The sequence below is a fragment of the Plantactinospora sp. DSM 117369 genome, from assembly GCF_053764795.1.
Genome location: NZ_CM132446.1, coordinates 2,799,471 through 2,826,308, shown reverse-complemented (window position 1 = coordinate 2,826,308; position 26,838 = coordinate 2,799,471). Strand labels below are relative to the sequence as shown.

The 26,838-nt window shown below is 69.7% G+C and carries 22 protein-coding genes; 12 read left to right on the top strand and 10 right to left on the bottom strand.

Annotated features, from left to right (window positions below; translation table 11 throughout):
* Positions 1-179: 179 nt before the first annotated feature.
* Positions 180-2,243, bottom strand: coding sequence for an Hsp70 family protein (locus tag ACSMXO_RS12680; RefSeq protein WP_455417870.1), 2,064 nt, complete (start codon positions 2,241-2,243; stop codon positions 180-182).
* Between the two features lie 420 nt (positions 2,244-2,663).
* On the bottom strand, positions 2,664-3,326 hold the full coding sequence (locus tag ACSMXO_RS12675; protein ID WP_455417869.1) for a tetratricopeptide repeat protein: 663 nt from the start codon (positions 3,324-3,326) through the stop codon (positions 2,664-2,666).
* A gap of 109 nt (positions 3,327-3,435) precedes the next feature.
* Between ACSMXO_RS12675 and ACSMXO_RS12670 the strand changes: the two genes are divergently transcribed.
* Both ACSMXO_RS12670 and ACSMXO_RS12665 read left to right on the top strand, forming a co-directional pair.
* Positions 3,436-3,795 (top strand): transposase, encoded by a 360-nt coding sequence (locus ACSMXO_RS12670; RefSeq protein WP_455413967.1) that lies wholly within the window; start codon positions 3,436-3,438, stop codon positions 3,793-3,795.
* Positions 3,792-4,718, top strand: a complete 927-nt coding sequence (locus tag ACSMXO_RS12665) for an IS3 family transposase (RefSeq protein ID WP_455413968.1) — start codon at positions 3,792-3,794, stop codon at positions 4,716-4,718. The genes ACSMXO_RS12670 and ACSMXO_RS12665 overlap by 4 nt, the downstream gene beginning before the upstream one ends.
* A gap of 555 nt (positions 4,719-5,273) precedes the next feature.
* On the opposite strand, the gene ACSMXO_RS12660 is transcribed toward ACSMXO_RS12665, so the two are convergent.
* The 5 genes from ACSMXO_RS12660 to ACSMXO_RS12640 form a co-directional block, all read right to left on the bottom strand.
* Positions 5,274-5,873 (bottom strand): hypothetical protein, encoded by a 600-nt coding sequence (locus ACSMXO_RS12660; protein ID WP_455417868.1) that lies wholly within the window; start codon positions 5,871-5,873, stop codon positions 5,274-5,276.
* A gap of 187 nt (positions 5,874-6,060) precedes the next feature.
* Positions 6,061-6,951 carry a hypothetical protein gene (locus tag ACSMXO_RS12655; protein WP_455417867.1) on the bottom strand — a complete coding sequence of 297 codons (891 nt, stop codon included), beginning with the start codon at positions 6,949-6,951 and terminating at the stop codon, positions 6,061-6,063.
* 65 nt (positions 6,952-7,016) lie between these two features.
* Complete coding sequence (locus ACSMXO_RS12650) at positions 7,017-7,292, bottom strand: hypothetical protein (protein WP_455417866.1); 276 nt, start codon at positions 7,290-7,292, stop codon at positions 7,017-7,019.
* Positions 7,293-7,647: 355 nt separating this feature from the next.
* Positions 7,648-8,331, bottom strand: a complete 684-nt coding sequence (locus tag ACSMXO_RS12645) for a hypothetical protein (protein ID WP_455417865.1) — start codon at positions 8,329-8,331, stop codon at positions 7,648-7,650.
* A gap of 222 nt (positions 8,332-8,553) precedes the next feature.
* Complete coding sequence (locus tag ACSMXO_RS12640; protein ID WP_455417864.1) at positions 8,554-11,541, bottom strand: BTAD domain-containing putative transcriptional regulator; 2,988 nt, start codon at positions 11,539-11,541, stop codon at positions 8,554-8,556.
* Positions 11,542-11,883: 342 nt separating this feature from the next.
* Between ACSMXO_RS12640 and ACSMXO_RS12635 the strand changes: the two genes are divergently transcribed.
* The 10 genes from ACSMXO_RS12635 to ACSMXO_RS12590 all read left to right on the top strand — a co-directional run bounded on the left by ACSMXO_RS12635 (position 11,884) and on the right by ACSMXO_RS12590 (position 24,038).
* Positions 11,884-12,909, top strand: a complete 1,026-nt coding sequence (locus tag ACSMXO_RS12635) for a LacI family DNA-binding transcriptional regulator (RefSeq protein WP_455417863.1) — start codon at positions 11,884-11,886, stop codon at positions 12,907-12,909.
* A 103-nt stretch (positions 12,910-13,012) separates the two neighbouring features.
* The gene (locus ACSMXO_RS12630) at positions 13,013-14,332 is read left to right on the top strand and encodes an ABC transporter substrate-binding protein (protein ID WP_455417862.1); all 1,320 of its coding nucleotides are present in this window, start codon (positions 13,013-13,015) and stop codon (positions 14,330-14,332) included.
* 25 nt (positions 14,333-14,357) lie between these two features.
* Positions 14,358-15,311, top strand: a complete 954-nt coding sequence (locus tag ACSMXO_RS12625; protein ID WP_455417861.1) for a carbohydrate ABC transporter permease — start codon at positions 14,358-14,360, stop codon at positions 15,309-15,311.
* A complete protein-coding gene (locus tag ACSMXO_RS12620) occupies positions 15,308-16,186 on the top strand; it encodes a carbohydrate ABC transporter permease (RefSeq protein ID WP_455417860.1) in 879 nt (292 codons plus the stop codon). The genes ACSMXO_RS12625 and ACSMXO_RS12620 overlap by 4 nt, the downstream gene beginning before the upstream one ends.
* Entirely contained in the window at positions 16,186-16,827 is a 642-nt protein-coding gene (locus ACSMXO_RS12615) for a hypothetical protein (RefSeq protein ID WP_455417859.1), read from the top strand. Before ACSMXO_RS12620 ends, ACSMXO_RS12615 begins: the two co-directional genes overlap by 1 nt.
* 170 nt (positions 16,828-16,997) lie before the next feature.
* On the top strand, positions 16,998-19,223 hold the full coding sequence (locus ACSMXO_RS12610; protein WP_455417858.1) for a beta-galactosidase trimerization domain-containing protein: 2,226 nt from the start codon (positions 16,998-17,000) through the stop codon (positions 19,221-19,223).
* 12 nt (positions 19,224-19,235) lie between these two features.
* The gene (locus ACSMXO_RS12605) at positions 19,236-20,231 is read left to right on the top strand and encodes a LacI family DNA-binding transcriptional regulator (RefSeq protein ID WP_346261925.1); all 996 of its coding nucleotides are present in this window, start codon (positions 19,236-19,238) and stop codon (positions 20,229-20,231) included.
* The gene (locus ACSMXO_RS12600) at positions 20,228-21,706 is read left to right on the top strand and encodes an FGGY-family carbohydrate kinase (RefSeq protein ID WP_455417857.1); all 1,479 of its coding nucleotides are present in this window, start codon (positions 20,228-20,230) and stop codon (positions 21,704-21,706) included. Before ACSMXO_RS12605 ends, ACSMXO_RS12600 begins: the two co-directional genes overlap by 4 nt.
* A gap of 82 nt (positions 21,707-21,788) precedes the next feature.
* Complete coding sequence (locus ACSMXO_RS12595; RefSeq protein WP_455417856.1) at positions 21,789-23,429, top strand: fucose isomerase; 1,641 nt, start codon at positions 21,789-21,791, stop codon at positions 23,427-23,429.
* A gap of 228 nt (positions 23,430-23,657) precedes the next feature.
* Positions 23,658-24,038, top strand: coding sequence for a peptidase inhibitor family I36 protein (locus tag ACSMXO_RS12590; protein WP_346261922.1), 381 nt, complete (start codon positions 23,658-23,660; stop codon positions 24,036-24,038).
* A gap of 57 nt (positions 24,039-24,095) precedes the next feature.
* Here the strand turns inward: ACSMXO_RS12590 and ACSMXO_RS12585 are convergent, their stop codons facing one another.
* The 3 genes from ACSMXO_RS12585 to ACSMXO_RS12575 are packed head-to-tail and all read right to left on the bottom strand — an operon-like array spanning position 24,096 to position 26,705.
* Positions 24,096-24,890, bottom strand: a complete 795-nt coding sequence (locus ACSMXO_RS12585) for an ABC transporter permease (protein ID WP_455417855.1) — start codon at positions 24,888-24,890, stop codon at positions 24,096-24,098.
* Positions 24,887-25,702, bottom strand: coding sequence for an ABC transporter permease (locus ACSMXO_RS12580; RefSeq protein WP_455417854.1), 816 nt, complete (start codon positions 25,700-25,702; stop codon positions 24,887-24,889). Before ACSMXO_RS12580 ends, ACSMXO_RS12585 begins: the two co-directional genes overlap by 4 nt.
* Positions 25,677-26,705, bottom strand: coding sequence for an ABC transporter ATP-binding protein (locus tag ACSMXO_RS12575; RefSeq protein ID WP_455417853.1), 1,029 nt, complete (start codon positions 26,703-26,705; stop codon positions 25,677-25,679). The genes ACSMXO_RS12580 and ACSMXO_RS12575 overlap by 26 nt, the downstream gene beginning before the upstream one ends.
* Positions 26,706-26,838 lie beyond the last annotated feature (133 nt).

Sequence of the window (26,838 nt, the reverse complement as noted above, 5' to 3'; positions counted from 1 at the left end):
CCTTGCTGTGGGTGGGGTTGTCGTAGGGCCTTGCCGGAGGTGGTGCTTTGATCATGCTCGGTGGGACCGCGTTCCTGACTCATGGATCATGAGTGAACCTTTTCCACTGAACCGCGCGGCGCTCACGCACCGCGTCCGACCTTGCGGTTCGTCCGACCGCAAGGGCAGGTTGAAAAGGTTCACTGATGGGTTCGTGGTGTACTCCGGTCAGCCCTCCATCGGGACGGTCGTTGGGTTCGGACGGTGTATGTGATCAACAGGATCACGAGCGCCACCGTCACGATCGCGAAGATCACCAGATTCACGGGATGCTCGAGGGGCCGGTACCGCCCGCCCGTCGACGCAGTGTCGACGAAGTAGATCAGGAAAGCGGAGGCGAGCGTGGTCCAACTGCCGATCAGGCCGATGCCGAGGGTGGCGGGTCGGACAACGAGCGCGATGGCGGTGATGATGCCGGCGCCCAGCGCGATCGCTGGACCTGGAAAGAAGTAGCTGGGGAAGAAAACCGCCTGCGGCCACCCGTCATAGGCAACGAACGCGAACGCCACCGCTGTGGCCATGCTGGCGGTGACGAGTGACGCGGTGAGCGGGGTCCAGGCGGGTCGGCGTGGGGGCGTGGTGCGGGCGTTTCTGACGATGAGGCCGGCGGCGGCAGCCCCGACGCCCGAGAATGCGACCTTGCCAATGATTGTTGACAACGGCATCTCCCGGTACAGCCACCGGTACGCCGACCCGCCCCATAGCCCTTCGCCAAGCCTTCCGTCGTCTAACCAGAATTGACTGTTGAGCATGGTGAGCGCGTCGATCGCGGCGTACCCGACGATGAGCCCGACACCGGCCCACTGCCATCGGCGGGACAGCATCAGGACACCCGCCGCCATGCACAGCAGTAAACCAATCACCGGAGTGCTCAGCGGGGGGATGCGTCCGTCCAGCTGCTCGAACCATCCGCCGTGGTAGAACCAGCCGGCCAGCAACGTCAGCCACCCGACCGCATAGATCGCGCGGCTGCGCTCCGGACGGCCGGCCGCAGGGGGCGCCGGGGTGGGCGTGGCCGGCGTCGGTTCGGCGGGCTCCACGCGGTGGGCGGACGCTCCGCGTTCGGCAGCGGGCTCCGCAGACTCGGTAGTGGCCGGCCACGCTTCGTCGGTTCCGGCCGGCGCCTCGCCATCGGCCGGGTCGGTCGGGGTGGTGGTGTGGGCGCCGGTGGCGACGACCAGTTCGGGCTGGTCGAGCACGGTGGGCGCGATACGCAACGTGCGGTGCAGCAGGTTGGCGGCAAGCGGGATACGACTGGCGCCGCCGACGAGGAAGATCCCGGCGATCGACTCGCGGCCAACTCCGGCGGCGCGCAACGTCGCGGTCGTGACCTCGACTGTGCGGTTGAGCAGCGGGCCGGCCAGTGTCTCGAACTCGTCGCGGGTCAGGTGCACGGCCGTGTCGGTAAGCGGTACGTGCAGCTCGGCGCGGGTATGCCGGGAGAGTTGCTCCTTGGCGGAACGTACGTCCTGCCACAGCAGCAGGCGGGCCCGTCGGTCGGCGGGTGAATCGGGCCAGTCCAACCGGGCCCAGGTATCCGTGTCGCCGGCAGTCAGCGACCGGACGTGGCCGACGATGGCCGCGTCCAGGTCCAACCCGCCCACGTCGGGCAGGCCCTGGGCGGCCAGCACCTCAAACCCGGCGTCGGTCCGCCGCACCGCCGCCACGTCAAAGGTGCCCGCGCCCAGGTCGTAGACGACGACGCAGCGGCCGACGGGCACCCGCTTGCCAAGCTCGGTCACGAAGTACGAGGCAGCCGCGACCGGCTCCGCCACCAACCGCACCTGGTCCAGCCCCGCCTGCCGTGCCGCGTCGGTGAGCACCACCCGGCGCGGGCCGCCCCAACCGGCCGGATGCGTGAGAACCGCTTCGGCAACCGGACGGCCAACCACTCGGCTGGCCTCGTCCACCACCCGCCGCAGCACCGCGGCGATAACGTCGACGACCGACAGCTCCCGATCACCGAGCCACACTGTTCGATCATCGATCCGGCGTTTCGGGTTGGGCTCCAGACGTTCGGGCGCCACACCGGCCGAGCGTTCGGCGTCGCGGCCCACCAGCAGGTCCGCATCGGGCGGCAGGTACACCGCCGAGGGCAGCAACGGTGACCCGTCGAACAACAGCGGTGTGCAACGCCCGGCCAGTCGGACAACTGCCACCGTGTTGGACGTACCGAAGTCAATGGCCAGATGAGGGGCATCCACGCCACGCAGTTTAGGAACACCGTCCAGATTGAACTGGTTCGGCACCGACCTCGCGCCCGACGGCCCGTCATCCTGACGAGAGCCGGCTGGACGCGGCGCGGCTGCCGTTGGCTGGCTTCGATCCGAAGGTCGATGGTCTTTGGGCGCAGCCGTGCCGGCTGATCGCGACGGTGCACGGGACCGCATGCCGGCACGTGCCGGACTTCCTGTTCGCCTCGCCTGCGGGTGAGCCGACGGTGGGGAACGTCAAGCCGGGACACCGGCTGACCAGTCCCCGCCATGATCTCGACCCGAGACAGGCGTGTTCGCATTTCATTTCGTGCTCTGGCGAGATCAGTTGGCGGGCTCACCGAACCAGCGGGAGAGGTGGTCGTCCAGGTCGTGGCATTGGCAGCTTGCGCGCCTGGCGTGATCGCGCGCCTAGATCTCCGATCTCGCCTGCTCGATCTGCCGCACGATGGCATGGGCACCGTGCGCCTGAGCGATGGCGTGCGCCTCGTCGAGTGTGGCGAGCGCGTCCGCGCGGCGGTCCTGGGCGGCCGCGATGTAGGCCAGCCCGACCATGTTGGCGGCCACGCCTGGCAGGGCCCCGACCTCTCGGCGCAGCCGGGACGACTCCTCCAGCCGATCGCGCGCTTCATCCAGCCGACCGGCCATGTGTGCCGCGATGCCCAGGTGCCGCAACGCCTCGGACTGGGTTGGCTTGTCGCCGACCTGCGCCGCCAATTGGCAGGACCGCTCCAGTTTCGGAACCGCGGTCTCGTTGTCGCGCCGGATGACCTGGTGCAGGCAGCCGATCCAAAACAACGCCTCCGCCTCGCCGCGCACGTCGCCCAGCGCCTGGTACGACTCGATCGCGCGCTGAAACAACGGGAGTTCGGCCGAGTCCTCGACGGGAGACGCGCCAGCACTGGCGCGCTCGTTGAGAAACCGCGCATGCAGGATTCGCCCACGGGCCAGCGCGGCATCGGCCTCCACCGCGTCCAGGGCCCGTTCGGCGTCGGTCAGCACGCTGGCGTCGCCGCTGAACACCGCCTGTTCATAGAGCGTCTTGGCCCGTTCGATCCGATCTTCGGCGCTCATCGCCGCCCCCGTCCTGGCATCGCCGCTGCGTGCCAGATCGGCAGTCTAGTACTGGGGCCGGGATCGTTATGAACCTCTTTCAACCTCCCCTTGAGCTACCCCCGCTTTCATGGAGCTTCTTGATCATGGTCTGATGGCCGTGGGGAGGAAGTCATCCGTGGCAGCACCGAAGAAATACCCCGACGAGCTACGCCAGCGCGCTGTGCGCTTGTACCGCGAGTCGGACCCGAAGCCGGTGATCCGGCGCCTTGCCGAGCAGCTCGGCGTGCATCACGAGGCGTTGCGGAACTGGATCCGTCAGGCCGAGGCCGACGCCGACGAGCGTCACGACCGGCCTACCAGCGAGATGGCCGAGGAGAACCGTCGGCTGCGTAAGGAAGTCGCCGAGCTGCGGCGGGCGAATGAGATCCTGAAAACGGCGAGCGCGTATTTCGCGGCGGAGCTCGACCCGACCCGGCGACGGTCATGAGGTTCATCGACGAACACCGTGATCAGTTCGCGGTCGCGCTCCTGCTACGGGTCCTGAACATCGGCGCCTCGACCTACTACGCGTGGGTCCAGCAGGCCGAGCAGCCCTGCGACCGCGACCTGGTCGACCTGGGGCTGATCTCCAACATCCACGAGATCTGGGACGCGTCCGGGCACACCTACGGGGCGGACCGGGTGCACCGGCAACTCCGCCGCGACGGCATCCGTGTGGGTCGCAAGCGGGTCGAACGGTTGATGGCCGACCAGGGCTGGCAGGGTGCGTTCCTGCGCCGAGGCTGGCGCGGCGGCTCCACGAAGCAGGACCCACGGCACACGCCGGCACCGGATCTGGTCAACCGGCAGTTCACCGCTGCCGGACCGAACCGGCTCTGGGTTGCCGACGCCACCCGGATCCCCTGCGGCGAGGGCGTGTTCTGGCTGGCCGCCGTGAGGGATGTGTTCTCCCGCCGGATCGTCGGCTGGAAGACCTCCGACCGCTGTGACACCGACCTGATCCTCGCCGCCCTCGAGTACGGCATCTGGTCCCGCGATGTCCGAGACGGCCAGTTGATCCATCACAGCGACCGCGGGTCGAACTATACGTCCTTTCGCTTCGCCGAACGCTTACAGGACAACGGGATCCTGCCTTCGATGGGCTCTGTCGGCGACTCGTACGACAACGCCCTGATGGAGAACTTCTGGTCGACGCTGAAGATCGAACTCGTCTACCGCACGAGCTGGCGGACCCGAGACGAGGCTGAAAACGCGATCTTCGCCTACATCGACGGCTGGTACAACACCCGACGCATCCAACGCGAGCTGGGCTACCTCAGCCCCGACGAGTACGAGACCGCATGGCACACCCGCCAGAAGCATCCGGCCCAGCCAGCTATCACCACCCCTGCACCAGCCGGCAGCAGGTAACCACCGCTCCGTCAAAGCGGGGGGAGCTCACCTTGCGGTCCGACGGACCGCAAGGCCGGACGCGGTGCGTAAGCGCCGCGCGGTCCAGGGTGAAGAGGGTTCAATGTAGACGACCGATGATGCGTGGGCTCGTCGACGTGGTTGCCGGGACGCGGACGGCCGCCACGTGATCATGCGTTGCTGGTGAGGACAAACGAAGATCGTTGCCGGCCGCCGGGGACAGCGTCGACGCCGGGGGCTGGTTGGCCGAGTGCGACTCGGCGTTCGCCCGGATCGCGGGCCGGTCCGGGCGGGCAGAGCCGCGCCGGCAGGCGCGCGCCTGCTGAGGCTGCTGTCCGACGTGGACACCCGCTCGGGTTGGCAGTGGCCGCGCAGGCGGAGACGCTTCGCCGCACCGGAGGCAGCGCGGTGTCCGCCTGCACGGCCGCCACCCGCTCCTACTACCCCGAGCCGCTGCAAGGATCCAAAAACGGACTCAGGCACAACAGGTCACCACCAGCAACTGTTTCGGGACGGATACGGCTCCGATCCGTCATGCCAGGGGCAAGATGCGGGTTACTGGTTGATTCTCAGGTGTTCATCGAGGGCCGCAACGAGCCTGTCGGTCAGGCTGGGCGCGGTGTTGGTGGTCCACTGCTGTACGAGCGTGAGGAAGGTGCTGAGCTGCTGTTGGGCTGAGATGAGCAGGCTCGGCAGTTCATTGCGGGAGATCTTGATGGGCGGGGAACTGTCCTGGTCGCTCTGCCGGAGCCAGATGACCTGATCATGGTGTTCGAGCTGGGGCGTCGGGTCGTGCCCGAGCCAGAGGTCTTGTCCACGGACCACGTCCCACCAGTCGCGCCAGTTCTCCAGGCCGAAACAGCAACCGGGTACGACCTGGACGTTGGTGGCGGTGTCGCGGAAACACAGCCCGCCCGGAGCGATCAGGGCCTCGGCCTCGGCCAGGTGCTCGTTCAAGAGATCCGCCGTCAGGTCGCGGATGGAGTCGACCGAGATTCGGTTGTAGCTGAAGATGACTGCTATCGCCGTTCCGACTTCGGCCGACGACATCTGGCCAGAGAGCACCAGAAGGCGGTCGCTGGAGGGCTCGGCGATCGGCCAAGCGATGAACTCCAGCACGTCGTAGGTTTCCAGGACGACATCGACGACCACCATGTCCGCAAGTATCCAGCTATCCAAGGTTCGTGGGCGACCCGCTGGCCGGGGACTGGATCCGCGAGGTCGTGGAGGAGTGCCGGTCATCATCATCGACACACCCGTACGGCGCCGCCGACGACTCCGGTGGTGATCAACAAGTACCACCGGACACGGTCGGCCGGATCGCCGGCATGGCCGACGCCGGTCAGGTAGCCGACTCGCCCGTCCTGATGTCCTCGCCGCTGCGCCAGAACTGTGTGCATGTCCAGAGGCCGAACGCCATCGCCGGTACGCCGATCGACATCAGCACGATCGTGGTGACGGTGGCCTCCTGGATGTCGTCGGCATCGCCGAAGTCGTCGGCCGGGAGGTACGCCAGGATCCACCAGATGAGCGCGCCCGCCACGATCATCAGCATCGCGGCCCCGCAGATCCACAGGTCGAGCCGCCAGCGGTAGGAGAACGAGCGCCAAAACGGCTGCGCCTTGGGCCCGACACGACCGTTCGGGTTCTTGGCCGCCTGCCGCCGGTACCAGCGGGCGTAGGAGGTCTTCTTGACCAGCGAGCCGAGAACGGCGCCGTTCACCGGCGCGATGATCGCGCCCCACAGGAACCAGACGAAGAAGATCTCGAAGTCCCAGTCCAGGGTCCAGGGAAGGCCGAGCAGCGCGACGGTCAGCGCCGAGAGCCCGATGAACCACGCCAGGTGCAACGGCGTGGACAGGAGACGGATCTCCGACTGGAAACTCCCCGCGGGAGCCCTCTTGCCCCGCTGTTGTTTCGACGCCCCGATCGATCCCCGCCGGGTGTACTCCAGCATCCACATCGCGCACATCAGGAGCATCCCGACCCAGGCGAACACGAACGGATTGTTGATCACGCCGAGCAACCCGTCCGAAACGTCGACCTGTTCCCGCTCGGTGTGCCAGGACACCAACGTGAGTCCCCCGGGGAGCAGCGTCGCCACGAAGAAGAGCACGCACAGCACGAAGACGATCCACCAGACGGCGTTGGGCCGCCCCGTACCGCCCCCGAGTTTGCCGCCCTTGCCGAGGACCTTGTACCCGATCATGTTCGTGGGGTGGAGCCTGCCCATGGCGGTCCTTTCTCGTGACTGGATCGCCGTGGCTGCTGGAACCTCGACGGTCACGGTGGTAGGAGTCAGGCGGTGCGTGCGGCTGCGCAGGCACGCCTTCGAAAGCTGTCAAAGACGTCGATCGCGTTGTCGCCGTAGTCTTCCCACGGCCTACCAAACGCGTCGGTGCCCAACTGGGCGAACAGCGGCACGGCCGGGCCGCCGTGGCCAGCATCTGGTCGGGTGTTCTCGGTCGGCGAGGCGATGCCGCCGATGCGGACCAGCGTCGGCCAGTCCACGCGCCGCTTGGTGCGCGCTTCCGGCGCCAGCCCGTCCAGCAGCGCCGCGTCGAGCAGCGGCACCGCCGGAGCTCATCTCGGCGACCAGCGGGACGCCGATGAACAGGTGCCGCCGCATGGAGATCAGCCCGAGCAGTCGGGTTTCCTCCATGGCGGCGGCGTTCGCGTCCGCGATCAGGTGGATGTCGTCTGTGGCGCGGTGTCCGCGACCTCGGCGAGCCTGCGGACCAGCGCCCACAGCTCCGGCTGCTCGTGCTCGCGCATCATGATCACCGCACCGGTTGGCCCGTTATGACCGGGACCGCGTGTCGGATGCGGCGGGGTGCGGGTGCACGCGACACCGCGCCGGCCGCTGTCCGGCCGGTCGAGCAGCGCCGCGCCGGTGCCGTCCCAAGCCCGACGACTGCCCTGTGCCGCTTCAGTTGGTCCAGACGACCGGGCCGTCGCGGTACTCGTCGCCTTCGTCGAACTTCGCCCCCGTGACGGGCGTGCCGGTCGTGGCGCTGAGCGAGCAGGTCTCGTACGAGGCACCCTTGGTGGTGAACTCCTTGGGCGCGCTCTCCCGGTCGCACTTGCCTGGGATCGAACCGATCAGCACGACGCCAGTGCCGGCGCCACCGTCCAGCACACCGTCCAGCTTCAGCGACGCGTACGACAGGTCGGTGCCGCCGACGTTCTCCACCTTCATCTTGATGAAGTAGGGCGTCATACCCTTTGCCTTCTCGCCGAAGGCGGCCATGTCGGCCTTGGCGCCCTTCTCGATCGCCGTGACGGTCACGGCGATGGTGCCCTTCTTCTTGCTCGTGTACTCGAACGGCAGGACAGCCCTGCCGCCGATCTTGAGTTTTGTGCCCGGCGCGGTGACGTCACCCTCGACTGGAACGGCACTGTCGTCACCACCGCCGGCGGTCGGGCTCGCGCTGCTCGGCCCGGACGGGACTGGGGCCGACGGCGGCGGGTCCTGTGCCGCTGACCCCTCCCCGTCGCTGCCACAGGCCGAGAGCCCGAGCCCGATGGTGGCCAGAACAGCCGCGATCACGGTACGTCCCTTGTGCACTTTTACCTCACTGGTAACCAGAGCTGTCCGATACGACAGCCGCAAACGTTCGATTGGCTCGAGAAATGACCGGCAACACAGCCAGACACCTCAGTGGCGAATTGGCCCCAGGCGCGTCGCCGAGCAAGCCGACGTGGAGGTCCAACCCGACGACGCGGCAGCAACAAACCGTGCTGCAAGCCGCTCTGGTCCCAGAGTGACGTATGCCGGTATATAACTGGCATACGCCGAGAATATAAGGTTAATACGGACGTTCAACCGCACGGATCAGCGGATCTTGGCGCCCACGATGGCCGCCTCGCGGGCCAGACGATCGGCGGCGGCGTCGCCTGCGGCGGCGTGCAGCCGGGCGAGTTTGTCCAGCACACCGGCGAGCAGGTACGGGTAGTTGATGCTGCGGGCCACCTCGACGGCGTGTTCTCCCTGGCTGATCGCGGCTGGAAGGTCATTGCCGTGCAGGCTGGTTTCGAGCAGGTCGACGAGAACACGGGTCTCGAACATGGGGTCATGGAGCGCTCGCGCGACCTCCACGCCTTCGAGGAGTCGCTGGCGGGCATCGGCATACTCCCCTCGGGCCAGGTGGAGGCAGCCCCAGGCATGGGCCACATAAAACCCGCCGGAGGGCCCGATGTCGCCGGCACAGGCGGACAGCTCGGTGAAGGCTTCCTCCGCCTCGGCATGGTGGCCGAGTGCGAGCTGCGCCTGGCCGAGCCAGTACGTGTCCCGCGCGATCAAGTTCCGGATACCGTGTTCCCTCGCCCCGGCGAGGATCTTCGCGAGGACCTCCACCGCGACGTCAGGCCTCCCCGCCTGCAGGTGGGCGAGGCCGACCTGCGAGTACGCGTGCAGTGCCGCCGCTGCCTGCCCGCTGGCGTTGAGCCGTTCGTACGCCTCGCCGCCTGCCGCGATCGCCTCCGTCAGACGTCCATTGGGCACGAGGAAGAACGGGGCGTTGCTCAGTGCCTCCAGGTAGCCCCGCTGGTCGCCGATCCGCTCGAACAGGCGCATGGCCTCGGTATTGCTCTCCTCTGCCGGTCCGTACCGGCGCCGGGTGTAACGCAGGCCGGCCATCGAGATCAGTAGCCTGGCCTGGCCTCGCAGGTTTCCCGCAGCCTTGGCCAGGGCCATCGCCGTTTCGTAGCACTCCTGCCAGTCGTCGAAGTACCGCTCCGTCTCGAACAGCGCGTGCGCGCCCACGGCAAGCTCCCAGCAGAGCTCGTCCCTGCCGAGCGCCGCAGCCTGCCGCACGCCGGCTACCAGTGCGACCCGCTCCGAGTCCAGCGACGACATCGGCGGAGCGGAACGCGGCAAGCTAGCCGCCACCCGCTCTGGCCGCCAGCGCGGAGCGTCCCGCTGGAACATGTTCTGGCCCATGTGGTCGCGATCGGCGATGTCCGTGAGGGCGAGGAGGGCGCTGAGGGCGCGAACGACGGCCGCGTGCCGGGCCGCCGTCGGCTCCTCTTCCTCCGCGCGTTCCCTGGCGTACGCGCGGATCAGGTCGTGGAAGCCGTACCGCGCCTGGCCATTCGGTGTGCCGGTGACGTCGAGCAGGTGGACGTCGACCAGTTCGTCGAGGAGGTCCTGGGCGGCGCGCAGTTCGGTGTCGAGTACGGCCGCCGCCGCCCAGAGTGGGAAGTCGGGTGCCTCCAGGAGCCCGAGGAGCCGGAACAGCCGTCGCGCCTCGGGCCGGAGCCCTTCGTAGCTCAGCCCGAAGCTGGCCCGTACTTCAAGATCGCGGTAGCGGAGTGCGTCCAGCCGGTGCTGTTCGTCGGCCAACCGCGACACGAGGTCCGGGGGGCGCCAATGCGGTCGCGACGCCAGTAGCGAGCCGACGATCCGCAGGGCGAGCGGCAGCCGTGCGCAGAGCCGTACCAGGGCGGACAGCTCCGGTTGACCCGCCGAGGCCAGTCGGTCGTCCGTGCTGCGCAGCAGGGCCAGGCTGTCGGTCTCGGACATCTCGCCGAGCGTGATCCGGCGCGCGCCACCGAGGCCGCCCAACCGTACCCGGCCGGTGACGATCACCCCACACGTCCCGCTCGCCGGTATCAAGGGCGCCAACTGCGCCTCGTCGAGCGCGTCGTCGAGCACCACCAGGATCCGGCGTTCCGCGAGCAGACTCCGGTAGCGCTCCGCACGCTCCTCCAGAGCATCCGGCACCGCGGTAGCGGGAACACCCAGCGCACGCAGGAAGCGGCCGAGCACGATGGCCGGGTCGACCGGCTCGGCACGCGTGCCGGCGAGCGCCGCGAATAGCTGCCCGTCGACGTAAACGGCCCTGAGGCGATGCGCGGCCTGCACCGCGAGCGCGGTCTTGCCGGTCCCACCCGGGCCCGAAATCGTCACCACCGCGGCCGGCTCATCGCAGGCGCGATCTTCGCGGAGCACCGCACCGATCTCCGCCAGCTCAACCCGCTGCCCGGTGAAGTCGCCAAGCGCCGGCGGCAGCATCCGGGGCCTGGCAGCTTCGGCGCCGTTGGCTTCCTGATACACCCGCAGGCCGGTCGCGGCCGCCGGATCGAGTGCGGGGTCCTCGCCGAGGATGGCCTGGTGCAGGTTCCGCAACTGCTGCCCAGGGTCCAGCCCGGTCTCCTCGACCAGGACGCCACGGGCCTGGTGATAGGCGCCCAGCGCGTCCGCCCGCCTGCCACAGCGATACAGCGCGAGCATGAGCTGGGCCCACATCCGCTCGCGGAACGGGTGTTCCTTCGTCAGCGCGGTCAGCTCGCCGAGAAGTTCGCCGTGCCGGGCGAGCCGAAGGTCGACCTCGATCCGCTCCTCAAGTACGCAGAGCCGCAGTTCGTCCAGGCGGGCAGCCTCCGCGACCAGCGCGGAGACGTCGGCGATCCCGGCGAACGCGGGGCCCCGCCAGAAACGCAGCGCCTCATCGAAGAGGCGGCGCGACTGCTCAAGCTCCCCGGCCACCAGCGCTGTACGGGCCATGACCGCCAGATCCTCGAAACGCGCCGCGTCCAGCTCGTGCCGCCCGGCACGCAACAGATAGCCAGAGCCCTCCCAGGTGATCCGCCCCGGATCCCCTAGGCACTGCCGGAGCCGGTGGACGTACGTCTGCACGTTCTTGGCGGCGCTCTTCGGCTGCTCCTCGCCCCAGATCGCTTCTGCGAGGGCGTCGCCGGCGACCGGCCGGCCCGACCGGCACAGCAACACCGCCAGGAGCACCTGCGCTTTCGGCGTGCCCAGATCCAGCGGTACACCCGCCCGCCACACCGCCAGCGGGCCCAGTACCCCGAAGTCCACAGCCGCCCCTTCCACCCTCGGCGGTAACTGTAACGGCCGGCAGATCGTCACCGGCCCGACCGAGGCTATGCCGGTCGCGATGGCCACCTCGATCTGCCTCACCACCTGTTCGGCGGTACCGTCGGGCAATTCATCGCCGCAGGCCGATGCGTAGGCACGCGGACGGATCCCGATAGCTGACGTCCCACGGCGGCCGCCGGGCCTGCGCCCGCCTCGCCAGCCGGACGTCAGCCCTGGCCACGGCGTACGAACGAATCCATCGATGACCGCGACGTCGCGGCGAAGAGCGGGTGAAGGGACGAGCCGCCATGATCCGCAGGACAGGTCCTAGAGTGGCGGTCTATGGCCACCATCTACGAGGTCGCTGCGCTCGCCGGGGTGTCTCCGGCGACGGTCTCCCGCGTATTCAACGGGCTCCCGGTCTCGGAGGAGAAGACACGGCGGGTACGCGCCGCGGCGACGAAGCTCAGCTTCACGCCGAACAAGACGGCCCGGCGGCTGCGTAAACAAAGTTCGGAGATTGTGGCGCTGCTCATCCCCGACATCGAGAATCCGTTCTTCACGGCGTTGGCGCGCGGGGTCGAGGATCGGGCCCAGGAGGCCGGCTTCTCGGTCGTGCTCTGCAACACGGACGACGATCCGGCGAAGGAACTGCGCTATCTGCAGATCGTGGCCTCCGAGCACATGGCCGGAGTCATCCTGGCGCCGGCCTCGGACGAGGTCGATCTCGGTGCGATCGCGTCGCTGGGGCGGCCGGTGGTCGCGGTGGACCGCACGACGCCGTACCCGGTGGACGGGGTCAAGATCGACAACCGGGCCGCCGGTATCGCGGCCACCACCGCCCTCTTCGACATCGGTTATCAACGGGTCGCCTGTATCGCCGGACCGGCCGGGATCGAGGCGACCGAGGAGCGCTCGCTCGGCTGGCGGGAGGTGGTCGCCGCGCGCTCGCCGCAGGTCCCGGACGGCTATCTACAGCACGCGAACTTCCGGGTTGACGGCGGCCGGGCCGCGATGCGGGCCCTGCTCGGCGTGCAGCCCCGGCCGGACGCCGTGGTGACCACGAACAACCTGATGGCCGTGGGAGCGCTCCAGGTGCTGGGTGACGCCGGCATCTCGACGCACGAGTTCGGCGTGGCCGTCGTCGGTGACCTGCCCTTCGCACCGTTCATCCCGGCCGCGGTGGCCCAGGTCCGCCTCCCGGCCCGGCACCTCGGCCGGACGGCCGCAAGCATGCTGCTGGAGCGCATCGGCGGTAGCACGCAGCCGCCTCGCACGGTCGTGCTGCGCGGCGAGTTGGAGGTCGTGGCGCCCCCCGCCACCCCCTCGCTCGACACCTCTATGCAATCGGTACCACGCCAGAACTGACTGATCAGCCCCATGTTCTGGGCACCAGTCTGACCTCTTGACGAAACCGATTTCATGCGCTTCACTCTTCTCCACCACTGCCGACGGAGAGGTACGCCGCTCCATGAACATTCCGTTCCGCAAGATCGCGCTGCTCGGCGCGACGATGACACTGATCGGGACGGCCCTGGTGGGCTGTTCCAGCGACTCGGACTCGTCGTCGGGCGACAACCAGTCGCTCGAGATCGCTTACTGGAACTACGGCCCGGTCGCCGAGGCCAACAACAAGGCGGCGGCGGACGGGTTCGTCGCCAAGCACCCGGGCGTGAAGATCACTCTCACCCCGGTGGCCGGGGAGAACTGGGGCTCCTACTACGCGAACCTCGCCACGCTGATCGCCTCGGGCAACCGCCCGGACCTGATGACCATCTCGGGCGAGGGCGCCCAGTTCGTACACGCCAACAAGCTCGTCCTACCGATCAACTCGTACCTGGACTCCGATCCCGAGGCGAAGGCGCTGGTCGACGACATCGCACCCGGCCTCATCAAGGGCTTCACCGTCGACGGCGACATCGTCACGCTGAGCTATGGCTGGAACGACATGGTGGTCTACTACAACACCGACGTCTTCAAGCAGGCCGGCCTCGAACCTCCCGCGGCCGACTGGACCTGGGACGACTTCAAGGCCACCGCCAAGGCGCTCAGCAAGGACACCAACGGCGACGGCAAGACCGACCAGTACGGCTTCACCTGGGCCAGCAATGAGATCTTCCCGGGCATCATGCCGTGGGTGGCGAACTCCGGCGGCAACCTGACCAGCGACGACGTCTGCCGGGCCACGGTCGACACGCCCCAGGTGAACAAGGCCGTCTCCTTCCTGCAGGGCCTGATCACCGAGGGCATCGCGCCCGCCCCGATGCCGATGAGCGACGTCTTCACCCGGTTCCAGAACGGGCAGGTCGCGATGTTCGGCGCCGGCCGCTGGCCGATCGCCAGCTTCGTCCCGGCCGGCTTCAAGGCCTTCGACATCCAGCTCTACCCGAAGGGCGACACCTACAAGACGGTCTTCGGCGGCGCCGGCTACCCGATCCTCAAGTCGTCGAAGAACCCGGACCTCGCCTGGGAGTTCCAGAAGTTCACCGTCAGCGACGAAAGCGAGAAGGCGTACGTCGGCACGCCCGACAAGCCCGGCGACTCGATCCCGTCCCGCCGCTCGGTCGCACAGACCATCGCCAAGACCGGCGTCCCTCCGGCGAACTCTGACCTCTACTACGACAGCATCGACAAATACGAATCCCTGGTGCCGTACCCCGCGCCCGCCAAGTACAGCGAGTTCGAGTCGACCGTCCTACGGAACCTGCAACTCGTCTTCGCCGGTGAGGTTCCCGTCGCGGAAGGGCTGAAGAACCTCCAGGGCGAGCTCGAAAGCATCGTCACGTGCTGACGTACCCGACGATTTCACGCGCATCATGACCACCAGCATCGAGCCCCGGACCGGGGTGGGCGGCCCTTCGGTCGCCGGCCCCGGGCCCCGGCCCCCGCGCCGGCGCCGCCGTGACGACACCCGGGCGGCCCTGGGCTTCCTCGCCCCGTCGCTGGTCACCTTCCTGCTGTTCGTGCTGGCGCCGACGATCGGCGTGCTGGTGCTGAGCTTCTACGACTGGAACCTGCTCAGCGACGGCACCTTCGTCGGCTTCGACAACTTCGTCCGGCTCGCCCACGACACGCGACTGCTGGCGATCTACGGCTCGACGACGTTCATGGCGGTCGCGATCCTCGTGCTCAACGTCGTGCTCGGACTGTTGCTCGCCGTCCTGCTCGACGCCCGGATGCCGCGGTGGCTGCGCGGGTTCTTCCGGCTCTCGTTCCTGTTCCCGTTCGTCGTCTCGGCCTCGGCGGTCGCGCTCATCTGGCGGTTCCTGCTCAACAAGGACCTCGGGCTGGTCAACTACCTGCTCGGCTTCCTCCAGGTCGACCGGATCGACTGGCTCGGCTCGTCCGGGTGGGCGCCGATAGCGATCGTCATCGTCAACTCCTGGAAGACCATCGGATTCTCGATCCTGGTCTACATCGCCGGCCTGCAGTCGATCCCGAACGAACTGCACGAGGCGGCGGTGGTGGACGGCGCGAACGTCTGGACCCGGTTCTGGCGGATCACCTTCCCGCTGCTCTCGCCGATCGTCTTCTTCCTCGTCGTGATCAACATGATCAATTCCTTCCAGATCTTCGCCGAGCCCCGGGTGCTGACCCAGGGCGGTCCGGGGGACTCCAGCCGGACAGTCGTCCAGTACCTCTACGACCGCGCGTTCGGCGACTTCGACCTGGGCTACGCGTCGGCGATCGGCATCACGTTCGCGTTCGTTCTTGTCCTGCTCACCGCCATCCAGTTCCGGCTCTCCCGCAGATGGACGTTCTACGAATGAGCACACCGACCACCACCGGCCGGGCCCTGGTACGGTCCACGGCCATACCCGCCCGGGTCATCTCCCGCGTCCTCACGTTCCTCGTCCTGGCGATCGCGGCACTGGCCATCACCGCGCCGTTCCTCTGGATCTTCCGCGGCGCGTTCTCCGGCTCCGACGCCGAGCTGTACCGGCTGCCGCCGAGCCTCAGCACCGAGAACCTCACCCTCGGCAACTTCGGCAAGGTCACCGAGCAGGTGCCGTACCACCAGTTCTTCCTCAACTCGGTCATCGTGGCGACGACGATCACGGTGGCACAACTGATCACCTGCTCGACCGCCGGGTACGCCTTCGCCCGGCTGAGCTTCCGCGGCAAGAACGCCATGTTCGCGGTCGTCATCGGGTCGCTGATGATCCCGATCCAGGTAACCATCGTCCCGCTCTTCCTGGTGATGTCGGAACTCCAGCTGACCAACACCCTGTGGGCGCTCATCTTCCCGGGCATCTTCAGCGCGTTCGGCATCTTCCTGCTCCGGCAGCAGTTCCGCACCCTGCCTCCGCAACTGGAGGAGGCGGCCCGGATCGACGGCGCCGGACATCTCCGTACCTTCTTCCAGATCATCCTGCCGCTGAGCGGGCCGTCGCTGGCGACGCTGGGCATCCTCTGCTTCACGTACTGGTGGAACGATCTGCTGCTGCCGCTCGTGATGATCAGCGACACCGAACGGCAGACCCTCCCGGTCGGCCTGGTGCTGCTCGCCGGCCGGTTCTCGACGGGGTCGCTGGGCACCATCGCGGCGGGCATCGCGATGGCGGTCGTCCCGGTGCTGATCGTCTTCGTCGCGGCGCAGCGCTACATCGTGCAGTCGATCGCGTCGAGCGGATTGAAGCTCTGATGGCCGCCACGTACACCGCCGCCGCGACCCTGCCCTGGCTGGCCAAGCAGGGCCTGCTCGCGCTCTGGCGGGAACTGCCCGTCGCGCTGGTCGCCGGGACGCTCACCCTGGCGGCCGCGATCCCGCTCGCGGTCGCGGCCGGCACCGCGGCGCCGGGCTGGCTGCTCGCCGGCACCACCGTGCCGGCGGCCCTCGGGTTGACCGGACTCGCGCACTTCGCGGCGGGGGTGGCCGACGGCGACGCGACCCGGATGCGGGCGCTTCGGCTCGATCCGGTCCTCGCCCTGGTGCTGGCCGGTGGCGGCACACTCGCCGGGCTCGGGCTCTCCGTCGGCGGGGTCGCCGGGCTCGCCGGCGCCGCCGGGGCGGCCGTCCTGCTCGTCGTCGCCCCACTCGCCCTCGCCTACGGCGGCGTACGTGGCCGTACCGGCCTTGCCGCGCTGCGTGGCGGGGCGATCCTCGCCGCGGTCCGGCCGAGTTGGGCGCTGACCCTGGTCGCCCTCGGCGTGCTCGGCGGCTTCGCCGCCGTGGCGTCGCTGGGCATCCTGGCCATCGCCGTCCTGCCGCTGCTCGCCACCGTGGCGAGCTCGGTCGTCGCCGGGCTCGTCGAGGAGATCAACCGTTCGGCCGGACAGCCGTGACCGCACTGATCCGCTCCCTGGCCCCGGCCCACAAATCAATCACGGGAAGGGCAAGAACGGCAGCCCCACGGCCACCGGCCGACCCCTCGCCCCGGTCGATCCGCAGCCAGCGACCGGTCCCGCCCTCCCCCGCAACCACACCCGACGAACCGCCGAAGGACGCCCCGCACGTGACCTCACGACTCGACCCGATCACCGGACCCGACCAGGCCTGGTGGCGTACCTCCCGGCGACGCGTCTTCTACGACGCCCACACCCCCGACTGGACCGACCCACACCAGCGCGGCAACGTCCCCGACACCGCCTTCCCGGTGCTGAGCCAGGCACGCCCCGAGCACGACCTCGCCGTGCTCGCCGATGCCGGCGCCGACTCGGTCGTTCTCTTCGCCAAATGCCAGTACGGCAACGCCTACTACCCGACCGAGGTCGGTCGGCCGCACGCCGCACTCGCCGGCCGCGACCTGTTCGGGGAGCAGCTTGCCGCGGCGCACGCCAACGGCCTGCGGGTCATCGCCTACTTCTCGAACATGTGGGACGTCGCGGCGGCCGGTGAGCACCCCGACTGGGCATTGCGGCCGCTCGCCTCCCGGGGCAGCACCGGCCGCTGGCCAGCGCTCTGCCTGCTCAGCGGATACCGGCAGCGGGCCCTCGACCAGGTCCGCGAGATCGCCCGCCGCTACCCGGTCGACGGTCTGTGGAGCGACATCCTCACCGCCGGTCCCTGCGTCTGCCCCCGATGCCAGGCGGCCTTCCAGGCGGGGTACGGCCGGGACCTGCCGGCCGACCGCGACGACGAAGCCTGGCCCGACCTGATCCGGTTCTGGCAGCGGATCCTGCGCGACTACCTCGCCGAGCAGCGTGCGGTGCTGCGCGCGGAACGGCCGCACGCCGCACTCGTCCCCAACTTCTACGCCACCACCTTCGTCGACGCGGTGCTCGGGCTGAGCACGGCCCACCTCGACGCCGCCGACCTCGGGTCGAGCGAGGGCTACACCGACTGGCACGGCCTCGGCTTTCCGAGCTTCGCCGCCGAGTACATCCGGGCCGGTGTCCTCGACCGGCCGGCGGAGGTCCTGGTCAGCCGGTTCGTGCACACCTGGGACTTCACCCTGCGCTCTCCGGCGCAGCTGCGCTTCGAGGCGTTCACGGTGGCCGCCCACGGCACCGCCGTGACCGTCGACGACCAGCCGTACGCGACAGGGGCGATCGAACCCGAGGTCTACCGCCGGCTCGCCGAGGTCTTCGACCGGATCGCGCAGCGGTCGCCGTGGCTCGACGACGCCGAGCCGGTCCGGTACGCCGCGGTCTGGGCCGGCCAGCGGTCCCGGGAGTTGGAGAGCCGGCTCGGCGGCCCGGAAAGCCCGAGCATCGGGGAACAGTCGGCCCAGTTCCCGCCCGGCGAGCGGCGCGACGCGCCGAGCGACCTCGCCGCGGCGGTCACCGGCAGCTACCGCGCGCTCGTCGAGTCGCACCTGCCGGTCGGCTTCGTCGACGAACGCCCGGGCAGCCTCGCCCGACTGGCCGGCTACCGGGTACTGGTGCTGCCCGACGTCCTGGCCCTGGACGAGCCGGAGATCGACGCGATCGACGGCTTCGTCCGGGCCGGCGGCGGGCTGGTCGTCACCGGACCGGTCGCGGTACGCGACCCACGTGGCCGACCCCGCCCCGGCTCCGCCCTCGCCGACCTGCTCGGCGTCGACTTCGGCGCACCGAGCCCGGCGACCTACCCGTACCTGCGGTTCACCGACGACGAACTGCGCGCCGAACTCGGCGACCGGCCGCTGCCGCACTACGGCCGGATCGCCGAACTGACCCGGCTCGCCCCCGACGTACGGGTGCTGGCCCGGCGCACCGATCCGGTCCTGGAGACGGACAAGGTCACCTACTGGCACAACAACCAGCCGGCGCCGGGACCGACGAGCGACCGGCCGGTGATCGTCGAACGGGGCGTCGGCGCCGGCCGGATCGTCGTCTCGGCCGCCCGCCTCGGCAACAACCACGCGCGGCTGGGCCACGGCGACTACCGCGACCTGCTCGGCGCGCTGGTCCGCCGGGCGGCCGGCGACGCACCGCCGGTCGAGGTGCTCGGCACCCACCGGGCGACCGAGTTGGTGCTCGCCCGCCGCGGCATGCACCTGGTCGCCCACCTGGTCACCGGCAATCCGGTGACCAGGCTGGACGTGTACGGGGCACAGCAGCCCGCGGCGATCGAGGACATCGCGTCGGTCGCCGCCCTGCGGCTCGCCCTGCCGGCGGACACCACCGCCGCGGCCCGGGTCGTCGACGGGCACACCGTCCCGCTGGAACTGCACCGGGACGGGCAGGGGCGGGTACAGGTCGAACTGCGCGACCTGGACGACTGGGAGACCGTCGTCGTCACCGGCGAGGGTCGCTAGGTACCGGTCACCATGGCAACGATCTATCAGGTCGCCGCCCGGGCCGGCGTCTCGCCCGCCACGGTCAGCCGGGTGATGAACGGCGGCCGGGTGTCGGCGGAGTCGGAACGGCTCGTCCGGGCGGCCGCCGAGGAACTCTCCTTCACGCCCAACCGGACCGCCCGGACCCTGCGTACCCGGCATTCCGACGTCATCGCGCTGATCATCCCGGACATCGAGAACCCGTTCTTCACCGCGCTGGCCCGGGGCGTCGAGGACCGGGCCCGAGCCGCGGGCTACTCGGTCGTGCTCTGCAACACCGACGACGACTCCGCCCGCGAGTCGACGTACGTCGACATCGTGCTCGCCGAGCAGATGGCCGGCGTCATCCTCGCGCCGGCCGACGGAGACGGCGACGTCGGGCGGCTGATCGCCGGCGGGCGGCCGGTCGTCGCCGTCGACCGCAGCCCGCACGGGGTGCACATCGACGCGGTCACCGTCGACAACCGCGCCGGCGGGCGGTTCGCCGCGGAGTCGCTCTTCGCGGCCGGCTTCGCACGGGTCGCCTGCATCACCGGGCCGAGCCGGGTCGAGACTGCCCAACTGCGGCTGCAGGGCTGGCAGGAGGCCGCCCGGGCGCGCGGCGCCGACCATCAGGAACTGCTGCGGTACGCCAACTACCGGGTCGACGGCGGGCGGGCCGCGATGACGGACCTGCTCGCCCTGCCACAGCCGCCCGACGCGGCGGTGGTGGCCAACAACCTGATGGCGGTCGGGGCGCTCGACGCGCTGCGCGAGGCGGGACTGGACCCGCCCGGGTTCGGCCTCGCGGTCTTCGGCGACCTGCCGTACGCCTCGCTGCGGCGGACCGGCGTCAGTGTGGTCCCGCTGCCCGCCCGGGAACTCGGCGACACGGCGGCCGGCCTGCTGCTCGACCGGATCGCCGGGGACGCCGGTCCGGCCCGGACCGTGGTCCTGCGTACCGACGGTCCGGCCGGCGGCGGCCAGGTTACGGAGGGGAAGCGGTGACGCGAAGGGCATTCCTCGGGGTCGACATCGGTACGTCCAGCAGTAAGGGCGTACTGGTCGACGAGACCGGCCGGGTGCTGGCCTCGGCGGTTCGCGAGCACGAGGTCAGCCGGCCGCGGCCCGGGCACGTCGAGATGGACGGCGAACTCTGGTGGACCGAGTTCTGCGAGTTGGCGCAGGAGTTGACCGGCGTCACCGGCGCCGAGGTCGCCGCCGTCGGGGTCAGCGGCATGGGGCCGTGTGTGCTGGTCACCGATGAGACCGGCCGGCCGCTGCGGCCGGCGATCCTGTACGGCGTCGACACCCGGGCGGTGCCGCAGATCGAGAGGCTCACCGAGGAACTCGGCGGGCCGCAGACGATCCTCGACCGCTGCGGATCGGTGCTGACCACGCAGGCCGTCGGGCCGAAGCTGCGCTGGCTCGCCGAGCACGAACCGGAGACCTGGGCGCGGGCCCGCCGCCTGTTCATGCCGGCGTCCTGGCTCGGCTACCGACTCACCGGCGCGTACACGCTCGACCACCACTCGGCCAGCCAGTGCACGCCGCTGTTCGACATCCACGGCCTCGCCTGGCACCGGCCCTGGGCGGAACTCGTCGCGCCGTCGCTCGAACTGCCCCGGCTGGCCTGGGCCGACGAGGTGGCCGGAGTGACCCGCGAACCGGTCGCCGGTATCCCGGCCGGCGTGCCGGTCGTCACCGGCTCGATCGACGCCTGGACCGAGGCGGTCAGCGTCGACGCGCAGCACCCCGGCGACCTGATGCTGATGTACGGCAGCACGATGTTCCTCGTCGCCACCGTCGACCGGCCGCTCACGACACCGTCGATGTGGGGCACGGTCGGCGCGTTCCGCGGCACCCGCAGCCTCGCCGGCGGCATGGCGACCTCCGGCGCGGTCACCGGCTGGCTCCGGGAACTCGTCGGAGCGCCCGACTACCCCACGCTGCTCGCCGAGGCGGCGGCGTCCGGACCGGGCGCCCGGGGGCTACTCATGCTGCCGTACTTCGCCGGGGAACGGACGCCGATCATGGACCCGGACGCCCGCGGCATCGTCGCCGGCCTCACCCTCAGCCACACCAGGGGAGACCTGTACCGCGCCGCGCTGGAGGCGACGGCGCTCGGGGTCCGGCACAACGTCGAGACGCTGCGCGCCGCCGGGGCCGACGTCACGAACGTGGTCGCGGTCGGCGGCGGCACCCAGGGCGGGCTGTGGACTCGCATCGTCAGCGACGTCACCGGACTGGCGCAGGTGATCCCCACGACGACGATCGGAGCGAGCTACGGCGCCGGCTACCTGGCGGCCCGGACCGTGGTCGCCGCCGACATCGCCGAGTGGAACCCGCCCGTCGAGAGGATCGAACCGGACCCCGCACCCCGGGCGAACTACGACGAGCTGTACGCGCTGTACCGCGAGCTCTACACCGCGACCCGCCCGGTCGCCCACACACTCGCCGCCCGGCAACGGCACCTGCCGTGAGCCGCGCCGCGCCACCCGGGCGACGGGCGGATCCCCGTCACCGGCGACCCCGTACCGAACATCGATCTCCCGGAGGGCCACGATGAGCCGCTACGTACTGCCCACTCCCCCGAGCCGCCCGGCGGCCGAGCCGAAGACCGCGTACCTCATCGCGAGCGGCGACCTGCGTCCCGCGGCGAACCTCGCGGGGTGGCCGACCCAGGAGCGGATGGAGGCCGATCTCATCGCGGCCTTCGCCGAGCTCGGCTGGACGGTGCGGCGGGCCAACCCGGTGGACCCGGCGACCGGCCACGGGTTCATTTCCAGCCAGCGGATGGGTCTGGAGGTGTTCAAGACGATCCCGACCGACGCGCCGCTGATCGTCGCCGAGGCCGTCTGGCAGTACAGCCACCACGTGCTCGCCGGGCTGCGGACGCACCGGGGGCCGGTCCTGACCGTGGCGAACTTCGCCGGTGACTGGCCGGGCCTGGTCGGGCTGCTCGGCCTCAATGCCGGGATGACGAAGATGGGCAGGGCCTACTCGACAATCTGGAGCGTCGACTTCACCGACGACTGGTTCAAGGCCGGCATCAGGAGCTGGACCGAGACCGGCGGTATCGCGCACGACACCAGCCACGTAGGCGACCTGCCGGCCCTGCCGGACAGCCCGGAGCGGGACCTCGGCACCGCCCTGGCCCGGCAGCTCCTCGTCGACAAGGCGATCATCGGCGTGTTCGACGAGGGCTGCATGGGGATGTACAACGCGATCATCGACGACGAACTGCTCAACCCGATCGGCATCTACAAGGAGCGTCTCTCGCAGAGCGCACTCTGGGCCGAGATGCAGACCGTCTCCGACGCCGAGGCCGACGCCGTCGGCCGCTGGCTCGCCGCGAAGGGCATGACCTTCCGGCTGGGCACCGACGAGGCGACCGAGTTGACCGAGGCGCAGCTGCGCTGGCAGTACAAGATGTACGTGGCCGCGCTGCGGATCAGCGACGACTTCGGTCTCGACGCGGTCGGGATCCAGTACCAGCAGGGGCTCAAGGACCTCTCGCCGGCCTCGGACCTCGCCGAAGGGCTGCTGAACAACGCCGACCGGCCGCCGGTCACCTCCCGCGACGGTGCCCGGATCCTCTGGGAGGGTACGCCCCTGCCGCACTTCAACGAGGCGGACGAGGGCGCCGCCGTCGACCTGCTGGCAACCAACCGGATCTGGACGGCGATGGGCCTGGACCCGGCGACGACCCTGCACGACGTGCGCTGGGGCGAGGAGTACGCGGGACAGTTCGTCTGGGTCTTCGAGATCTCCGGTTCGGTGCCGCCGTCGCACTTCGCCGACGGGTACGCCGGCGCGGTCGGCTGGCGGCAGGACCCGGTCTACTTCCCGCTCGGCGGGTCGACGATCAAGGGTGTCTGCAGGCCGGGCGAGATCGTCTGGAGCCGCGTGTTCGTACAGGGCGGCGCGCTCCACGTCGACCTGGGGCGGGCCTCGGCGATCGCCCTGCCTGAGGAGGAGACCGAGCGGCGGTGGCAGGCGACCACACCGGCCTGGCCGATCATGCACGCGGTCCTGCACGGGGTGAGCCGGGACCAGTTCATGGCCCGGCACAAGGCGAACCACCTCAACGTGGCATACGCGCCGGACGCCGACGCGGCCGACCGGGCGCTCGTGGCGAAGGCCGCGTTCTTCGCGGAACTCGGCGTCCAGGTGCACCTCTGCGGCGAGACCGGCGTCGCCTGAACCGTCCGTCGACGGCCGAGCCCGGCGTGCTTCGACCGCGCCGGCCCGGCACGTCGGCGGCCGCCGGGCCGGCGCACCCACGAACCGGAACTCCAGCTCAACCTCGCACGCGAGTTCGGCGCCCTACCGGCCGAAGCTGGTCCGCTGTCACCGCCTTCGGCCTGCCGGCTGGCGTATTCGGCGCGAGATCGATAGATTTCGACCTGGCATCTACTGATGGAGGTCAATGTGTTGGTCGGACGTCTGCGTTCCTCCCTCTTCGTGGCGGGTCTGTCGGTGGCGGCCCTGCTCGGCACGGCCGGTGCCGGGTCGGCCGGCCCGCCGTCCACACTCGACGCCACCTGCCCGTCGAATGCCCTCTGCCTCTACTCCGGCACCGGGTACACCGGTGACATGCTGCCCCTGGTCTCGCTCAACCCCGGCGGCACGTGTGTGAGCCTGGTGGCCGAGGGCTGGGGTGATCGGGCACGCTCCGTCGTCAACACGCACAGCCGCAGCGCGGCCCTTTTCCAGAACGACGACTGCCTCGGCGACCCGTACCAGGTTGCCGGCAATTCCAGCATTCCCAACCTCGGCTCCTTCAGCCCCGAGAGTGCCTGGGTGAACTAGCCTCGGTCACCAGCGGGAGCGATGGTCAGGGTTGCCGGTGATCCTGCAAGGTCGGCACTAGCTGCTGGCGCTGTTGTATCGGACGAGCCCGTGCCGCCACACCAGTGCGGTGAGCGAGCAGGACACGATCACGACGATCGGGGCGAGCAGGAGCGCCGCGGTCGGGTCCAGCAGTTGCTCGGTGGGATACGAGCCGCTGAGCGCGGCCGGGGCGAACGAAACGAGGATGACCTGCACCGTACGCGGGAAGAACTGGCGCGGGTATTGCCCGGAGCCACGCCAGGCGGCGGCCAGTTCGTTGACCGGCTCGATCGAGCGGACCCAGAAGGCGAGCAGGGTCAGGTCGGCCCAGAACGTGCAGTAGGCAACGGCTCCCGCGAAGGCCCAGACGATCATGGCGAGGACGGCGGTCGGTCGGAGATCGAGATCGAAGGTGCAGCCGGCGACGACGAGGATCATGGTTCCGGTCAGGCATCGGCCGAGTTCGGTGGGTTGGATCCAGCGCAGCACCGCGTAGAAGAACGTCGGGACGGGCCGGATGATGGCGAGGTCGAGCTCGCCCTTCCGGCTGGCCGAGTCGAACCGGCGCAGGCCGGGCGTGACGAAGCAGTCCATCAGGCCGGTGGTGATGGCGAAGACGCCGACGGTGAGCACGGACGCCCGGGAGATCGCCGGGTCCGATCCGGTGTAGCTGGTCAGGATCAGCACCGGGAGAAGGCCGATGGCCAGCTCTGCCACGCTCGCCAGCAGGTGCAGCCAGGCCTGCGAGCGGAACTGCAGATCGCGCAGGACCGCCTGGCGGATCAGCTTGATCCACACTACGACGGTGACCCGTACGGTTCGCCAGGTCATGCGCCGGCTCCGCTGTAGTGGCGCAGGCCCCGGACCCAGACGAAGCGGGCGGTGGCCAGCGCGAGGAGTACCCAGGCCGCCTGCACCGCCAGACCACCCCGGAGCTCGGCGGCCTGCGGTGCTAGCAGCGTCTGGATCGGGAAGGCGACGGCATACCCGAAGGGCTGTGCGCGCAGAAACGGGCCCCAAGCCGCGGGCATGACCGACAGGGGGATGAGCGCACCCGACAGGAACAACGTGGTCAACCGCCGGAAGCGGTCCACGGCCGTGACGTCGTCCCACCAGAACGCCAGCGAGCCGACGACGACGTCGAAGCTGAACATCATCGTGGCGCCCATGGTGAGGGCCCACAGGAACAGCAACCAGCGCCCCGGATGGGTGGGCAGTTCGAGGTCACGGTGGAACGGGACCGCGAGCACGACGACCAGCGGTAGCAGGGTGGCGAGCTTGGCGACCTTCTCGGAGACGTTGTTGGCCGCTGCGGCGAGGTGGGTGGAGCACGGCCGGACGAGCCAGGCGTTCAGGTGTCCCTGCCGGATGCTCTCGGCGAGGAACGTGGCCGTCCAGCTCGACGTCAGCGTGGTGACCACGCTGACCAGGACAAGGTACGTGGTCAGATAGTCCCGGGTGACGGGCGGCTCGGCGCCGTGCGCGATGGCCCCCCGCCAGACCAGCAGCGAGATCAGTGGGACCACGATGACGCTCGCCTGCATGGCCAGCAGCCACCACCGGTACTGCGCGATCATCTGGATCTCCTGGCGCAGCAGGCTGAGGAACACCCACCCGTTACGCCGTAGGGTGTACGCGCGCACGGTCGCCCCCGCTCTCGCTGAACATCTTCGACATGACCTCATCGAGGCCGGGTTCGACGATCCGGAGGTCGACGAGCTCGCCCCACCGCGCCGCGGTCTGGACCAGCTCGCCGATCGGCTCATCACCGAGGCGCAGCCGTACGCTGTGCGGATCGGCCTCGACGGACGCCAGGGCCACCTCCGGCGGAAGCTGTGGCCGCTCCCGGTAGTTGAGCACCACCTCCGTGGGGATGCCGGCGCGAGCCCGCAGATCGGTGAGGTTGCCGTCGAACGTCGCCCGGCCGCCGGTGACGATGACGACGCGCTCGGTCAGCGCCTCGACGTCGCTCATGTCGTGACTGGTCAGCACGATCGTGGTGCCGAAGGTCCGGTTGATGTCCCGGAAGAGGCGACGCACGACCAGCTTGGCCTCGACGTCCAGGCCGATGGTCGGTTCGTCGGCGAACAACAGCGCCGGCCGGTGCAGCAGGGCCAGGGCGAGTTCGCAGCGCATCCGCTGGCCGAGGGAGAGGTTGCGCACCGGCGTGTCCAGGATCTCGGTGATGCCGAGCAGTTCGCCGAGTTGCTCCACCGTCGCGGCGAAGTCGCCTGGCGAGATCTCGTACATGCTTCGGTGGATCTTGAGCGACTCCCGGGTGGACACGTCCCACCAGAGCATCGCCTTCTGGCCGAAGATCACGGAGATCTGCGACAGGAACCGGTACGAGCGATCCGCCGGCCGGTGCCCGCACACGGTGAGCTTGCCGCCGGTCGGCACCAGGAGGCCACTCATCATCTTGACGATGGTGGTCTTGCCCGCCCCGTTGGGCCCGAGCAGGCCGATGATCTCGCCGCGCGCGACGGTCAGATCCAGCCCGGCGACGGCCTGCACGCTGGTGAGCTCGCGGCGGACGAGACTGCGAAGGGCGCCTCTAAGCCCCTGCGGCTGCCGATAGAAGTCGTATCTCTTGCTGAGGTCGCTCGCCGATATGACCGACTCGGACCCCGAACCGGGCGAACCCACTCCTGACTCCTCACCGACCACGCAGGGCAAGGGGTCGGTAGACAGTCAAGCCGTGGGCGCTCCAGCCCTGTAGGAGCTTCCCAAGGCTAACCGCGCCCCCGGACACCGGCAACCGCAATGGCGGATCACGGCG